Origin of the sequence: Moraxella bovoculi (genome assembly GCF_000988745.2) — a bacterium.
In the GTDB taxonomy this organism is placed as follows: domain Bacteria; phylum Pseudomonadota; class Gammaproteobacteria; order Pseudomonadales; family Moraxellaceae; genus Moraxella; species Moraxella bovoculi.
In genome coordinates, this window is sequence record NZ_CP011381.2 from 129,089 (window position 1) to 144,759 (window position 15,671).

General features: G+C 46.6%; 12 protein-coding genes, 3 tRNA genes, 3 rRNA genes, 1 other RNA gene, 1 pseudogene and 1 riboswitch. All 20 genes and pseudogenes read left to right on the plus strand.

The features are described from left to right. The first annotated feature begins 64 nt into the window (after positions 1-64). Positions 65-160, plus strand: a riboswitch (TPP riboswitch). Positions 161-191: 31 nt separating this feature from the next. Next, positions 192-905 carry an ABC transporter ATP-binding protein gene (locus AAX10_RS00575; RefSeq protein WP_046699553.1) on the plus strand — a complete coding sequence of 238 codons (714 nt, stop codon included), beginning with the start codon at positions 192-194 and terminating at the stop codon, positions 903-905. Continuing rightward, positions 905-1,648, plus strand: a complete 744-nt coding sequence (locus AAX10_RS00580; protein ID WP_046699554.1) for an ABC transporter permease — start codon at positions 905-907, stop codon at positions 1,646-1,648. The genes AAX10_RS00575 and AAX10_RS00580 overlap by 1 nt, the downstream gene beginning before the upstream one ends. Before the next feature lie 30 nt (positions 1,649-1,678). Beyond that, the gene (locus AAX10_RS00585) at positions 1,679-2,662 is read left to right on the plus strand and encodes an ABC transporter substrate-binding protein (RefSeq protein ID WP_080946954.1); all 984 of its coding nucleotides are present in this window, start codon (positions 1,679-1,681) and stop codon (positions 2,660-2,662) included. A gap of 139 nt (positions 2,663-2,801) precedes the next feature. Beyond that, positions 2,802-3,299 carry a pantetheine-phosphate adenylyltransferase gene (gene coaD, locus AAX10_RS00590; RefSeq protein ID WP_046697698.1) on the plus strand — a complete coding sequence of 166 codons (498 nt, stop codon included), beginning with the start codon at positions 2,802-2,804 and terminating at the stop codon, positions 3,297-3,299. Next, a complete protein-coding gene (locus AAX10_RS00595; protein ID WP_036366799.1) occupies positions 3,300-3,545 on the plus strand; it encodes a YfhL family 4Fe-4S dicluster ferredoxin in 246 nt (81 codons plus the stop codon). Between the two features lie 68 nt (positions 3,546-3,613). Then, an RNA gene (gene rnpB / locus AAX10_RS00600) (RNase P RNA component class A) lies at positions 3,614-3,953 on the plus strand. A gap of 77 nt (positions 3,954-4,030) precedes the next feature. Then, positions 4,031-4,107: transfer RNA gene (locus tag AAX10_RS00605), tRNA-Met, on the plus strand. Positions 4,108-4,564: 457 nt separating this feature from the next. Further along, positions 4,565-6,095: ribosomal RNA gene (locus tag AAX10_RS00610) — 16S ribosomal RNA — on the plus strand. Between the two features lie 61 nt (positions 6,096-6,156). After that, positions 6,157-6,233, plus strand: a tRNA-Ile gene (locus AAX10_RS00615). Positions 6,234-6,242: 9 nt separating this feature from the next. Beyond that, positions 6,243-6,318, plus strand: a tRNA-Ala gene (locus tag AAX10_RS00620). Between the two features lie 258 nt (positions 6,319-6,576). Continuing rightward, positions 6,577-9,435, plus strand: a 23S ribosomal RNA gene (locus AAX10_RS00625). 117 nt (positions 9,436-9,552) lie between these two features. Beyond that, positions 9,553-9,666: ribosomal RNA gene (gene rrf, locus AAX10_RS00630) — 5S ribosomal RNA — on the plus strand. Together the 16S, 23S and 5S rRNA genes with 3 tRNA genes alongside form the textbook arrangement of a ribosomal RNA operon. 308 nt (positions 9,667-9,974) lie before the next feature. After that, positions 9,975-10,130, plus strand: a complete 156-nt coding sequence (locus AAX10_RS10015) for a hypothetical protein (RefSeq protein ID WP_158580274.1) — start codon at positions 9,975-9,977, stop codon at positions 10,128-10,130. Between the two features lie 30 nt (positions 10,131-10,160). Further along, on the plus strand, positions 10,161-10,316 hold the full coding sequence (locus AAX10_RS10020) for a hypothetical protein (RefSeq protein WP_155399841.1): 156 nt from the start codon (positions 10,161-10,163) through the stop codon (positions 10,314-10,316). Between the two features lie 21 nt (positions 10,317-10,337). Continuing rightward, the gene (locus AAX10_RS10205; RefSeq protein WP_046699556.1) at positions 10,338-10,589 is read left to right on the plus strand and encodes a hypothetical protein; all 252 of its coding nucleotides are present in this window, start codon (positions 10,338-10,340) and stop codon (positions 10,587-10,589) included. Positions 10,590-10,632: 43 nt separating this feature from the next. After that, positions 10,633-10,749 (plus strand): annotated as a pseudogene (locus AAX10_RS10210) (hypothetical protein); the annotation flags it as partial. A gap of 107 nt (positions 10,750-10,856) precedes the next feature. Next, positions 10,857-12,656 carry a translation elongation factor 4 gene (lepA, locus tag AAX10_RS00640; RefSeq protein WP_036361899.1) on the plus strand — a complete coding sequence of 600 codons (1,800 nt, stop codon included), beginning with the start codon at positions 10,857-10,859 and terminating at the stop codon, positions 12,654-12,656. A 309-nt stretch (positions 12,657-12,965) separates the two neighbouring features. Next, entirely contained in the window at positions 12,966-13,784 is an 819-nt protein-coding gene (lepB, locus tag AAX10_RS00645) for a signal peptidase I (RefSeq protein WP_420812466.1), read from the plus strand. A 22-nt stretch (positions 13,785-13,806) separates the two neighbouring features. Beyond that, a complete protein-coding gene (gene rnc / locus AAX10_RS00650) occupies positions 13,807-14,574 on the plus strand; it encodes a ribonuclease III (protein ID WP_046699557.1) in 768 nt (255 codons plus the stop codon). Positions 14,575-14,666: 92 nt separating this feature from the next. Next, positions 14,667-15,668, plus strand: a complete 1,002-nt coding sequence (era, locus tag AAX10_RS00655; protein ID WP_046699558.1) for a GTPase Era — start codon at positions 14,667-14,669, stop codon at positions 15,666-15,668. Positions 15,669-15,671: the final 3 nt, after the last annotated feature.

Genomic DNA, 15,671 nt, shown 5'->3' on the forward strand with positions numbered 1-15,671 from the left:
TCGTTCCATATTGCAGGCGCGAAAGGCTTTACAATATTGACGCGAATACGTTATAATTTTTTGAATTTTTTAGTCGGGGTGCTGTCCTTGTGATGGCTGAGATAATACCCGTGAACCTGATTCAGTTAATACTGTCGTAGGAAACTAAACCATGCCCACTCCATCATTTCTACTGTCATGCTAGAGGGCGTATGCACCACGTCAGCATAGACGGTCTGTCGCTGAGATTCGGCGAGCAGCAGATTTTTCATGATTTTAATTTTCAATTGCCCAAAGGTCGCTTTAGCAGTCTATTGGGTGGCTCGGGTGTGGGCAAATCCACCTTGCTGCGCATCATCGCAGGACTGGAGAAAGGCTATCAGGGAGAAGTTAGCTTCCTAGACGATGCCAATATCGCCTACATGGCTCAGCACGATGCGCTGTATCCTTGGCTATCAATCATCGATAATGTACAGCTCTATGCGCACCTATCAGGTCGCAAATCCCCCAAGATACACGCCAAAGCACTGCAACTACTCACCCAAGTAAAGATGAGCGATCACACTCATAAAAAAGTCCACGAACTCTCAGGCGGCCAAAGACAGCGTGTTGCATTGGCGCGCACGCTCATGATGGATACCGATCTGGTGCTGATGGATGAGCCGTTTTCTGCATTAGATGCCGTGACACGCCATGAATTACAGGCTTTGGCGTATGAATTGCTACAAGACAAAACCGTCCTGCTCATCACTCACGATCCCCAAGAAGCTCTTCGACTTAGTGATGATATTTATGTCCTAAAACACCAGCCCGCCACCATATCCCTAAAAATCACGCCAGATGATAGACCCATTAGGGCGCTCACTCATAGCGCATTTGGTGAGCTACATGCACGGCTCCTTGCTGAGCTTGGGGGGATTGTCTGATGCGATGGCTCAAGATACCTTCGATTACCTTGGTTTTGTTATTGATTTGGCAGGTGATCGTGTCGCTTGGTGAGTTACCGCACTACATTCTACCAAGTCCTTTGGCGGTCTATGAATCATTCTTGGTGCATCATGAGCTTATCTGGGAGCAAGCCAGAATTACGCTGATTGAGATTTTGTTTGGGCTTGGCATTGGCACGACCTTGGGTGTGGCGTCAGCATTGATATTAAGTGCGTCGCGCAGATTGTCCTCGGTGCTGTTACCTATACTGATCATCTCGCAGGCGATTCCTGTATTTGCCATCGCGCCATTGCTCGTGCTTTGGTTTGGATATGGGATCGCCTCGAAGATTGTCATGACGGTGATGATTATTTATTTCCCTGTCACGGCAGCGTGTTTTGATGGGCTGCGCCAGGCTCAGAATGCGTGGCTTGACATTGCTCAAACTTATCGCATCTCGCCCATGCAGATGCTATTAAAGGTTAAACTGCCTGCTTCGCTACCTGCCCTAGCATCAGGGCTTCGCATTGCCATCTCGATCGCGCCAATTGGGGCGGTGGTTGGCGAATGGGTCGGCTCATCGCACGGCTTGGGTTATCTCATGTTGCATGCCAATGCCAGAATGCAGGTTGATTTGATGTTTGTGGCGTTATTTGTACTCGTCATTATCGCACTTAGTCTGTATTTTTTGGGTGATTATTTATTAAAACGCCTAATTCCTTGGGCATCCTATGCACGTTAATCACACAACCAACCATAAAAAGGAGAATTTATGACTTTATCGAAATTTATCAAAGGTGCGCTTATCGCCACCGCTGCGCTGATTTTATTGGCTTGCGCGCCAAAAGAACAAAATGCTAAAGACAGCGCGCAAGACGTTCAAAAGCTAACATTGCTACTAGATTGGTTCGTAAACCCGAATCACGCAGCCATCATCATCGCTAAGCAGCAAGGGTATTTTGATGAGCAGGGGCTTGATGTTGAGATCACAGAACCCGCCGATCCATCCATGCCGCCAAAACTGGTCGCCTCAAATCAAGCAGACATCGCGGTTGATTATCAGCCGCAGCTACAACAAAGCATCGCCCAAGGTTTGCCACTTGTGCGCATTGGCACAGTGATTAATACGCCGCTGAACAGCTTAGTCATTCTAAAAGACAGCAACATCACCAAGCTAGAAGACCTAAAAGGCAAAAAAATCGGCTATTCGGTGAGCGGGTTTGAAGAGCTATTATTAAAGACCATGCTGCAATCAGTCAATTTGACCGACAAAGACGTACAAATGGTGAATGTAAACTGGTCACTTTCGCCTTCTTTGCTTAGCGGTCAGGCGGATGGCGTGATTGGTGCGTTTCGTAATTTTGAACTTAATCAATTACACATCGAAAAACATGAAGGCGTGGCGTTCTATCCAGAGGAGCATGGGGTGCCCGCCTATGATGAGCTGATTTTCGTGGCGAACAAGAACGCTATTCAAGACGAAAAATTGGTTAAATTCATGAATGCCATCACTCAGGCGACAGATTTTATCAAACAAAATCCTGATCAAGCATGGCAGTCATTCGTGGCTTATAAGCCAAAAGAGCTTGATAATGAGCTGAACAAGCTGGCATGGGCGGACACCTTGCCGCACCTGCCAAATAACCCAAAAGCGCTGGATATTAACCGCTATCAAGCCATGGCGGATTTTATGTACGCCCAAAACCTGACCAAAAAACTACCGAATGTCAGCGAATACGCCATCGAACTGCCTTAAAGGTCATTAAAAAACGCATCCAAAATGGGTGCGTTTTTTAATTTAAATCAGCAAGGCAATTCTAAAATCACAAACAGGTTTAAAAAATTAGCAAAATTTGATAGCATACCCAGTTATTTTAGCCAGATTTAAAAAGCCAATGACCTCACACACCCCGAAAAAAGCCCTATACCCTGGCACATTCGACCCCATTACCAATGGGCACATCGATCTTGTTAAGCGCACATTGAAACTGTTTGATGAAGTGATCATTGCCGTTGCTTTCGCCCATCACAAGAAGCCACTGTTTAGCTTCGATGAGCGTGTGGCGATGGTGGAATCGGTATTTAAAGATGATCCACGTGTGGTGGTGGTTGGCTTTGAAGGGCTTTTGGTGGATTTTGCCAGAGAGCAAAACACACAAGCGGTCATTCGTGGTCTGCGCGCGGTGTCGGATTTTGAATATGAATTTGGTCTTGCCAACATGAATCGTAGTTTGGATGAGAATTTTGAGGCGGTATTTTTGACGCCATCTCAAGAATATTCCTTTGTGTCATCTACATTGGTGCGTGAAGTGGCACGACTTGGTGGCGATGTCTCAAAATTCGTTCCACCTTGTGTGCTGACAGGCTTTGACAACAAGTTTGCGGTGAACTAAATGGCGTTAATTATTACCGAAGAATGCATCAACTGCGATGTCTGCGAACCTGTCTGCCCTAATGAAGCCATCAGTGCCGGCAATGACATCTATGTGATCGACCCGAATTTATGCACAGAATGCGTGGGCCATTACGATACGCCGCAGTGTGTAGATATCTGTCCTGTAGATTGTATTCCAAAAGACCCAAATCATGCCGAGAGCGAAGAAGAGCTTTTGGCGAAATTTCATCGAATTACTGGATAATACGGATAATTTATAAAGCAATCAAAGATTGTATCTTAAGCCAAGAAAATTATGATATAATAGCCATCTTGGCAGACCAGACAATCGCCGTCCAAACTTTGGAGGGAGGAAAGTCCGGGCTACATAGGGCGACGTGCTAGCTAACGGCTAGGAGGCGAGAGCCTACGACCAGTGCAACAGAGAGCAGACCGCCTATTATATAGGTAAGGGTGAAAGGGTGGGGTAAGAGCCCACCGCATGACTGGCAACAGTTCATGGCATGGTAAACTCCACGTGTAGCAAGACCAAATAGGTGTCCAACGAGTTGCCCGCTTGGGACACGGGTAGGTTGCTTGAGCGTATCAGTGATGATGCGCCTAGATGAATGATTGTCCACGACAGAACCCGGCTTATCGGTTTGCCATAATATTTTAAAAAATTGCAGAATTATTGAAAAATGTCATTGACAGCAGATGAATTCATCTGTATAATTCGTACCCTGTAACGGCGATGTAGCTCAGCTGGTTAGAGCGCACGACTCATAATCGTGAGGTCAAGAGTTCAAGTCTCTTCATCGCCACCAATTATAAAATAATTTGAAAAAAGTTCTTGACTTCAATTCAAAATATAGTATAATTAAATTTCTGCTAACGAAAAAGCATTTTTAAAAATTATCAAGTAAAAATAAATTTTAAAAATTGCTTGACATCACAAAATAATGTGATAAAATGGTCAGCCTTGATTAATGATAATGATGCAGACGATGTATCATACACTATTTAAAATCCAAACTAAAGAACAACTTGTGTGGATTTTTGTCAATACAAGATAATTCAATAAATAATATATAAATATTCATTTATTAGTTATTAAGACAAAAATACTCAAAGTTAATTCATTTACACGATGAGCGGATGCTTGTTTCTTAATTTAATAAATTAAGTCATTAAGTATCAAATTTTGCTAGTAATATAATAAATGAGCCAAGTCCTAACTTATCTTAGTTTACTAAGATACTTAATAGGCATCTTAAAAAGATTAAACTGAAGAGTTTGATCATGGCTCAGATTGAACGCTGGCGGCAGGCTTAACACATGCAAGTCGAACGATGACTATCTAGCTTGCTAGATATGATTAGTGGCGAACGGGTGAGTAATGCTTAGGAATCTGCCTATTAGTGGGGGATAACCATCCGAAAGGATGGCTAATACCGCATACGTCTTACGAGAGAAAGGGGGCTTTTAGCTCTCGCTAATAGATGAGCCTAAGTCGGATTAGCTAGTTGGTGGGGTAAAGGCCTACCAAGGCGACGATCTGTAGCTGGTCTGAGAGGATGATCAGCCACACTGGGACTGAGACACGGCCCAGACTCCTACGGGAGGCAGCAGTGGGGAATATTGGACAATGGGCGAAAGCCTGATCCAGCCATGCCGCGTGTGTGAAGAAGGCCTTTTGGTTGTAAAGCACTTTAAGTGGGGAGGAAAAGCTTGTGGTTAATACCCACAAGCCCTGACGTTACCTACAGAATAAGCACCGGCTAACTCTGTGCCAGCAGCCGCGGTAATACAGAGGGTGCAAGCGTTAATCGGAATTACTGGGCGTAAAGCGAGCGTAGGTGGTCATTTAAGTCAGATGTGAAAGCCCCGGGCTTAACCTGGGAACTGCATCTGATACTGGGTGACTAGAGTAGGTGAGAGGGAAGTAGAATTCCAGGTGTAGCGGTGAAATGCGTAGAGATCTGGAGGAATACCGATGGCGAAGGCAGCTTCCTGGCATCATACTGACACTGAGGTTCGAAAGCGTGGGTAGCAAACAGGATTAGATACCCTGGTAGTCCACGCCGTAAACGATGTCTACCAGTCGTTGGGTCTTTTAAAGACTTAGTGACGCAGTTAACGCAATAAGTAGACCGCCTGGGGAGTACGGCCGCAAGGTTAAAACTCAAATGAATTGACGGGGGCCCGCACAAGCGGTGGAGCATGTGGTTTAATTCGATGCAACGCGAAGAACCTTACCTGGTCTTGACATAGTAGGAATCCTGCAGAGATGCGGGAGTGCCTTCGGGAATCTACATACAGGTGCTGCATGGCTGTCGTCAGCTCGTGTCGTGAGATGTTGGGTTAAGTCCCGCAACGAGCGCAACCCTTTTCCTTAGTTACCAGCGACTCGGTCGGGAACTCTAAGGATACTGCCAGTGACAAACTGGAGGAAGGCGGGGACGACGTCAAGTCATCATGGCCCTTACGACCAGGGCTACACACGTGCTACAATGGTTGGTACAAAGGGTTGCTACACAGCGATGTGATGCTAATCTCAAAAAGCCAATCGTAGTCCGGATTAGAGTCTGCAACTCGACTCTATGAAGTCGGAATCGCTAGTAATCGCAGATCAGAATGCTGCGGTGAATACGTTCCCGGGCCTTGTACACACCGCCCGTCACACCATGGGAGTTGATCTCACCAGAAGTGGGTAGCCTAACGCAAGAGGGCGCTCACCACGGTGGGGTCGATGACTGGGGTGAAGTCGTAACAAGGTAGCCGTAGGGGAACCTGCGGCTGGATCACCTCCTTAACGATATTATCTGATTGGCAAGAATTCACAACAAGTTGTTCTTTAGTAAGATGTTTAAAACGGGTCTATAGCTCAGTTGGTTAGAGCACCGTGTTGATAACGCGGGGGTCATAAGTTCAAGTCTTATTAGACCCACCATTAACAAATGGGGTTATAGCTCAGTTGGTAGAGCGCCTGCCTTGCACGCAGGAGGTCAGGAGTTCGACTCTCCTTAACTCCACCATTATTAAACATCAAAAGCATACATAAGCAATTTAAATAAGATTTCTTATTTATGCTTTAACTTTATAAACTGACGAAGTTTATATCACTATTTAACAACGTATATATGAGTCTGGGTTAATTATTTAATTCCAACAAATAATTAACCATGGTGATTGTACCCAATACAATCACCTAAAGTAAAGAGAACTGAATCAAGCGTAAACATAGGTGAATCGTTACACATTACCCATACATTAAAGACCCTTTGGGGTTGTATGGTCAAGTAATGAAGTGCACATGGTGGATGCCTTGGCAGTCAGAGGCGATGAAAGACGTGATAGCCTGCGATAAGCGTCGGTGAGGTGGCAATATCCTGTGACCCGGCGATTTCTGAATGGGGAAACCCAGCCAACATAAGTTGGCTATCCTAACCTTTGGTTAGGAGGCGAACCGGGAGAAGTGAAACATCTCAGTACCCCGAGGAAAAGACATCAATAGAGATTCCCCAAGTAGCGGCGAGCGAACGGGGAGTAGCCGATCAAACTTGTAGTAGCAAAATGGCGTGGGAAAGCCAACCATAGTAGGTGATAGTCCTGTATGCGAAACTGCAAATGCGACATATTAAGTAGGGCGAGACACGTGAAATCTTGTCTGAAGATGGGGGGACCATCCTCCAAGGCTAAATACTCCTGACTGACCGATAGTGAACCAGTACCGTGAGGGAAAGGCGAAAAGAACCCCTGTTAGGGGAGTGAAATAGAACCTGAAACCGTGTGCATACAAGCAGTCGGAGCCCACTTGTTGGGTGACGGCGTACCTTTTGTATAATGGGTCAGCGACTTATATTCTGTAGCAAGGTTAACCGTTTAGGGGAGCCGTAGGGAAACCGAGTCTTAATAGGGCGAATTAAGTTGCAGGGTATAGACCCGAAACCGAGTGATCTATCCATGAGCAGGTTGAAAGTGCCGTAACAGGCACCGGAGGACCGAACCCACTGTCGTTGAAAAGCCAGGGGATGACTTGTGGATAGGGGTGAAAGGCTAATCAAACTCGGTGATAGCTGGTTCTCCCCGAAAGCTATTTAGGTAGCGCCTCGGACGAACACCATTGGGGGTAGAGCACTGTTTCGGCTAGGGGGTCATCCCGACTTACCAAACCGATGCAAACTCCGAATACCGATGAGTGATATCCGGGAGACAGACGGCGGGTGCTAACGTCCGTCGTCAAGAGGGAAACAACCCAGACCGCCAGCTAAGGCCCCAAATTCCTAGTTAAGTGGGAAACGATGTGGGAAGGCACAGACAGCTAGGATGTTGGCTTAGAAGCAGCCATCATTTAAAGAAAGCGTAATAGCTCACTAGTCGAGTCGGCCTGCGCGGAAGATGTAACGGGGCTCAAACTAGGAGCCGAAGCTGCGGATTTAATTGTTTCAATTAAGTGGTAGGGGAGCGTTGTGTAAGCCTGTGAAGGTGTATCGTAAGGTATGCTGGAGGTATCACAAGAGCGAATGCTGACGTGAGTAACGACAAAACGGGTGAAAAGCCCGTTCGCCGGAAGACCAAGGGTTCCAGTCCAACGTTAATCGGGGCTGGGTGAGTCGACCCCTAAGGCGAGGCCGAAAGGCGTAGTCGATGGGAAATCGGTTAATATTCCGATACTTGTTTATGATGCGATGGAGGGACGGAGAAGGTTATGTCAGCCTGGCGTTGGTTGTCCAGGTGGAAGGATGTAGGTAGGTTTAGTAGGCAAATCCGCTAGACTATTACTGAGATCTGATAGCAAGCCAGTTTACTGGCGAAGTGGCAAATACCCTGCTTCCAGGAAAAGCTTCTAAGCGATAGTCATAAACAAATCGTACCCGAAACCGACACAGGTGGTCAGGTAGAGAATACCAAGGCGCTTGAGAGAACTCTGCTGAAGGAACTAGGCAAAATGGTACCGTAACTTCGGGAGAAGGTACGCTGCCGATGGTGATGGAACTTGCTTCCTGAGCTGTTGGCAGTCGCAGATACCAGGCTGCTGCAACTGTTTATTAAAAACACAGCACTCTGCAAACACGAAAGTGGACGTATAGGGTGTGATGCCTGCCCGGTGCTGGAAGGTTAATTGATGGGGTTAGCGTATGCGAAGCTCTTGATCGAAGCCCCAGTAAACGGCGGCCGTAACTATAACGGTCCTAAGGTAGCGAAATTCCTTGTCGGGTAAGTTCCGACCTGCACGAATGGCATAATGATGGCAGCGCTGTCTCCAGCAGAGACTCAGTGAAATCGAAATCGCAGTGAAGATGCTGTGTACCCGCGGCTAGACGGAAAGACCCCGTGAACCTTTACTACAGCTTTACATTGAACTTTGACCTAACTTGTGTAGGATAGGTGGGAGGCTTTGAAGTGGCGACGCCAGTTGCCATGGAGCCATCCTTGAAATACCACCCTGGTTATGTTGGGGTTCTAACTTGAGATTAACAGATCTAAGGACAATGTATGGTGGGTAGTTTGACTGGGGCGGTCTCCTCCTAAAGAGTAACGGAGGAGTACGAAGGTGCGCTCAGAACGGTCGGAAATCGTTCAAAGAGTATAAAGGCAAAAGCGCGCTTAACTGCGAGACCCACAAGTCGAGCAGGTACGAAAGTAGGTCTTAGTGATCCGGTGGTTCTGTATGGAAGGGCCATCGCTCAACGGATAAAAGGTACTCTGGGGATAACAGGCTGATACCGCCCAAGAGTTCATATCGACGGCGGTGTTTGGCACCTCGATGTCGGCTCATCTCATCCTGGGGCTGAAGCAGGTCCCAAGGGTATGGCTGTTCGCCATTTAAAGAGGTACGCGAGCTGGGTTTAGAACGTCGTGAGACAGTTCGGTCCCTATCTACCGTGGGCGTTGGAAATTTGAGAGGATCTGCTCCTAGTACGAGAGGACCAGAGTGGACGAACCTCTGGTGTTCCGGTTGTTTCGCCAGAAGCATCGCCGGGTAGCTACGTTCGGATGGGATAACCGCTGAAAGCATCTAAGCGGGAAGCCCACCTCAAGATAAGATTTCCCTAAAGAGCCGTTGTAGACTACGACGTTGATAGGTTGGGTGTGGAAGCATGGTGACATGTGTAGCTAACCAATACTAATTGCTCGTTTGGCTTGACCATACAACACCCAAGTGGTTTAGTATGAGATAAGTGTAAAGATTTTACCTAACAAGCTTGAATCAATCTTGAATAAAAACAAAACAACAGACTCATAAACAGCGTTGTTAATCCTTTTACGCTGACGACAATAGCAAGATGGAACCACCTGATCCCTTCCCGAACTCAGAAGTGAAACGTCTTAGCGCCGATGGTAGTGTGGTTCGCCCATGTGAGAGTAGGTCATCGTCAGCATCTTATTTGAGGCCCCTTCATCAGATGATGGAGGGGGTTTTTAATAAATCTACTTTACCAATGCATGCCTGATGAAAAATATGTATGCCACCTAATGTATTGGGTACTTTGGGTATTTCATTGGTAGGGGTTTTTGGTTATGTGAATTTTTTTTCCTTATTAAAACTGTGAATTTTTAAATCTATTATAATAAATCTATCCATACTCTTGTCAGAGTATGGATAATATTATTTCAGATAAAGTTTTGCTTGAGGAAAGCGTTTATGTTACAAAAGCGATTACTAGGGGTTTTTCTTGGAGGGCTGGTGTTGTCTAATACCGCGTTTGCAGGTTTTTCTGGACTTCTGGGAAAATTAAATGATTTGGTTAATGAAATTAAACTGGTGGTAACTGCTGACCGTTATCAAGGCTCGATCGCAGTTCAGGTGGCAGGTGCGCATCGTGGTAATGGTGCGGTGATTTGACCTTATGGTGCTCGATTAAAAGATGTGGTGGTGCAGCTTGAACCTTCAAGTTTGGCAAATGTTAATAATCTAACCATCTATCGTGAGTCGGTTAAAGTCCAGCAAAAAGAAGCGAACAATCGCGCGCTAGACCGCCTAGAAGAGATGACGCTTGCGACGCAATCAACCACAAAAGAAGAAGCGTAGCTGCGTTCTGAAGATGACAAATTGGTTGAGCAGTTCATCGCAAAAGCAAGACGCATAGAGCCTGCTGGTCGCGTAGTTGTGGTGCCAAACTCTTGGCGGGACATCATCCTAGAGCAAGGTGATGTGATCTATATCCCATCAAAAACATCAGTCATCACGGTCAATGGACAAATTCGCACACAGGGCGCACTTACTTATGATGCGCATTTGACCGTAGGCGATTACATTGCAAAATCATGGGGCGTGCACTCTATGACATCAAGGGTCTTCTGATCAGAAGTCATTAGACGCATTTTGGGCGAACCCTGTCGCGCCCAATCGTAAATTTTATCTAAAATTCCGTGAATATCTCATCGAGCAAACCCAGCTCAACGGCTCATTCCATGGCGCGTCACCTTGGACGATCGCCTATCTTGATGACAAAAGTAACTAAACCGTCACTAATTATCAAAAAATCCCTTAAATCATTCAATTAGCAGTGTTTTTAAATTAAAAAACTGCTACAATATCCTGCTATTATTTTATTTTTTAATTGCACTTATGACCGATCTAACTCACATTCGTAATTTCTCGATCATTGCTCATATCGACCATGGCAAGAGCACTTTGGCCGACCGCTTTATTCAAGTCTGCGGCGGCTTGTCCGACCGTGAAATGCAAGCGCAAGTCCTAGATAGCATGGATATTGAGCGTGAGCGCGGCATCACGATTAAGGCTCAGTCGGTTACACTGTACTACAATCACCCCAATGGTGAAAAGTATCAGCTAAACTTCATCGACACGCCAGGTCACGTGGACTTTAGTTACGAAGTATCACGTTCATTGGCGGCTTGTGAAGGTGCGCTACTGGTCGTTGATGCTGCACAAGGCGTTGAGGCTCAGTCAGTGGCGAACTGCTATACAGCGGTGGAGCAGGGACTTGAAGTGCTGCCTGTGCTTAATAAAATTGATTTGCCTCAGGTGGAGCCTGAGCGCGTAATCGAAGAGATTGAAGACATCATCGGCATTGAGGCGGTAGAAGCGCCACGCGTCTCGGCCAAGACAGGCTTGGGCATTGACGAGTTACTCCAAACACTGGTGGAGAAAATCCCTGCGCCCACAGGCGATCGCGATGCGCCATTACAGGCATTGATTATCGACTCATGGTTTGATAATTATCTAGGTGTGGTGTCATTGGTGCGTGTCCGCGAAGGTCAGGTAAAAACCGGCGATCGTATTTTTGTAAAATCGACAGGCGAGTCGCATCTGGTAACATCTATTGGTGTCTTTACCCCAAAACGCTTAGAGACAGGGATTCTACAGGCGGGCGAAGTTGGCTTTGTGATTGCGGGCATTAAAGACATTCAAGGCGCGCCTGTGGGTGATACCATTACGCTTGCCAAGACGCCAGAAGTTGAGAACATTCCAGGCTTTCAAAAGGTAACACCGCAGGTCTATGCAGGGATGTTCCCAATCGACTCAAGTGACTTTGAAAAATTCCGTGAAGCCTTACAAAAACTACAAATCAATGATGCGGCGCTGTTCTTTGAGCCGGACACTTCTGATGCGCTGGGCTTTGGTTTTCGTTGTGGCTTCTTGGGCATGCTTCACATGGAGATTATCCAAGAGCGACTTGAGCGCGAATACGACCTTGATTTGATCACCACCGCACCGTCGGTAATTTATGAAGTGGTCAAGAAGAACGGCGACATTGTCTATGTGGACAACCCATCGCGCCTGCCAGATGTGGGCGTCATTCAAGAATTCCGTGAGCCGATCGCTCGTTGTCATATTCTTGTGCCTCAAGAGTACTTGGGTAATGTGATTACTCTTGCCATTGAGCGCCGCGGGGTTCAGGTGGACATGAAGTTCATGGCGCGCCAAGTTCAGGTGATCTTTGATATCCCGATGGGCGAAGTGGTGATGGATTTCTTTGATAAGTTAAAATCAGCATCGCGTGGTTTTGCATCACTCGATTATGCATTTGAACGTTATCAAGCAGATAAACTGTCTCGTGTGGACGTGCTTATTAATGGCGAGAAAGTTGATGCGCTTGCCATGATTTGTCACCAAGAGCATGCGCGCCGCCGTGGCGGTCAGCTGGTCGAAAAAATGAAAGAGCTGATTCCTCGTCAGATGTTTGATGTGGCAATTCAAGCCGCCATCGGCAGCCAAATCATTGCACGTTCGACCGTTAAAGCGATGCGTAAAGATGTACTTGCCAAGTGTTATGGTGGTGACGTAAGCCGTAAGAAAAAACTGCTAGAAAAACAAAAAGCAGGTAAAAAACGCATGAAGCAAGTTGGCTCGGTGGAAATCCCACAAGAAGCGTTCTTGGCGGTGTTAAAAGTCGATAGCTAATTGATGAATTAAATAAAGGGTAGCGTTGTGGAATTTGATATTAATCTTGTGCTTGTGCCGGTGACGTTGGTGCTGCTTGTGGTTTGGCTTGTTGATAAGTTCGCCCTAAAACAGCATCGCGTGGCAAAAATTGCCAACAAAAATCTACTCACGGCACAGCAGCAGCTAAAATCAAGCCAAAATAACCTACAAACCGCCCTAGAACAACATCAGCTAAATGGCGATGTTGATACATTGATTGTCACGGATGCCACGCCCCAAGCTGTCAAAGACGCACATCAAGCCTACCAAATCGCCAAACGTGATGCAATGCTTGCCAAGGTTAATCAAGAAACTGCGGGCGAGAATGTGCTTATACGCTGGGCGTATGAGTTTTTACCGATTCTGCTGATTATCGTGCTTGTGCGCTCGTTTGTGATTGAGCCATTTAACATTCCATCTAGCTCTATGGTGCCGACATTGTACACGGGCGATTTTATTGTGGTGAATAAGGCATCTTATGGGCTTCGCCTGCCCATTACGCACACTAAGATTGTCGATACTGGCAGCCCTGAGCATGGGGATGTGGCGGTGTTCCGTTACCCGCTTGAGCCGAAACGTTACTACATTAAGCGCGTGATTGGCTTGCCTGGCGATACGGTATCTTATAATGATGGTGTGCTATCCATTAACGGCGAAGCTGTCACCACAGAGCAGACCAGCTACAGTATGGATGAGCCTTTGGTGAATAAGCTGTTGCCAGCGCAAATCGGCAGCCATGTATTTAGCGATGAAGAGCGTGCAAGATTCGGTCAAGAAGAAGAAAATTACGCGCGCTATTACCAAGAGAGCCTAGGCAGTCATCGTTATAACGTCCGCTATATTGGCGATTTAAATTCATCAGCAGGCGGTCAATTCTTGCAAGATAACTCGCCTGATGTCATCACAACAGAGGGAAGACAGTGGACGGTGCGCGTGCCTGAAGGTCAGTACTTTGTGCTGGGCGATAATCGCGACAGTAGTCAAGACTCTCGTTATTGGGGTTTTGTGCCTGAAGACAATCTTTCAGGTAAGGCAACTTATATTTGGATGCATAAGGAACCTGGCTTTAAGCTGCCAAGTTTTGGTCGAGCAGGTGCGATTGATTGATGTTAATTTCGTTGGATGAAAAATGACCAACCCAAATAAATCATCCCCTAAGGGAAATACAACCATGCTGGATAAATTGCCTCATTTTGCCAATTTTGAGCAGGGGTTGCCAGTGCTGTCTGAGAAGCTAAATTATCAGTTTCGTGATATTGGCTTACCACGTCGTGCTTTGACGCATCGTTCTTATAATCCCAAAGAAAGCTATGAACGTCTTGAGTTTTTGGGCGATGCTTTACTTGGGCTCATCATTGCAGAAGCCTTGTTTACGCATTTTCCGCGCCATGATGAGGGCAAGCTTACGCGCATGCGTGCCACTTTGGTGCGTCAAGAGACGCTGGTTCAGATCGCTGAGAAGCTTGAATTATCACGCCATCTAATCTTGGGCGTGGGCGAGCGTAAGGGCGGCGGTCGTCATCGCGCCTCAATCTTGGCAGATGCTGTTGAGGCGCTGATCGCAGCGGTCTATCTAGACAGTGGCGACATGAATTTGGTCAAAGAGCTTGTCAAGGTCTGGTACGAATCATTAATCCTAGAAGTGGGCGAGGAAAAGGTGTTAAAAGATGCCAAATCTCGCCTTCAAGAGTGGCTACAGGGCAATCGACTGTCCTTACCGACGTATGAGCTTGACGAAATCATTGGCAACGCACCGAACCAAACATTCGTCGTAACCTGCCGAGTGAATCTAGACGGCATTAAGCCCATCACTCAGACAGGCGAATCGCGTCGCATAGCAGAACAAAAATGCGCCGAACTGATGATAAATCAGCTCAACAAAACTCAAAAATCATAATATTCAGCCTAGTCAAATTACCAAATCCGCCTTTAAAAACGGGCGGTTTTGTGTTTTAATAGGCTATTAAATATCTAAAAACAAGGTAACACATGACCGATAACAACCAAGCGCCAGAACCTGCCAATGATGATATGATCACGGCATTTTTTGAAAATAGCGCACCCACCATCAGCGATGATTTTAAATCAGGCTTTGTGGCGATCGTTGGTCGCCCGAACGTTGGCAAATCAACGCTCATGAACCACTTACTTGGGCAAAAATTATCCATCACGTCGCGCAAGCCTCAGACCACGCGCCACCGTATCCACGGTATTTTGACTGATGATGAGATGCAGATTGTGTTCGTTGATACCCCAGGCATTCACAGCAAGGAAGTAAAAGCCATCAATGAGCGCATGAATAAAGCTGCGGTATCGGCCTTATCTGATGTTGATTTGGTGCTATTTGTGGTGGATGGCTTGCAGTGGCGCGAAGATGATCTATTGACGCTAGAGAAATTGTCAGCGACCAATCTGCCCGTCGTGCTGGTCATCAATAAATCCGACACTGTCAAAGACAAAACACAGATGCTGCCATTGATCGAAGGATTTAGTGAGAGTTTTGATTTTGCAGATATTGTGCCGGTGTCAGCATTACGCGGGCATAATTTGGACAGATTAAAAGAAGTGATCGGGCAGTTTTTGCCGGTGCGTCCGCCGATTTTTGACCCTGAGCAGATCACCGATCGTTCCGAGCGCTTCTTGGCAAGTGAAATTATCCGCGAGAAAATCATGCGTGCATCAGGCGATGAAGTGCCGTATGATTTGACTGTACAAATCGACACCTTTAAAGACGAACCCGCGCATAAAGATCCCGAGACGGGCAAATGGCGTAAAGCAGTGACCTTCATCGATGCGACCATCTTTGTCGAACGTGCAGGTCAAAAAACCATCATCATTGGCGATAAAGGCTCAAGAACTAAACAGGTCGGCATCGATGCACGCAAGGACATGGAGGCGCTATTTGACCGCAAGATTATGCTGACGCTTTGGGTAAAAGTCAAAAAAGGCTGGTCCGATGATGAGCGCGCCTTGACGAGCTTGGGGTATTAATTC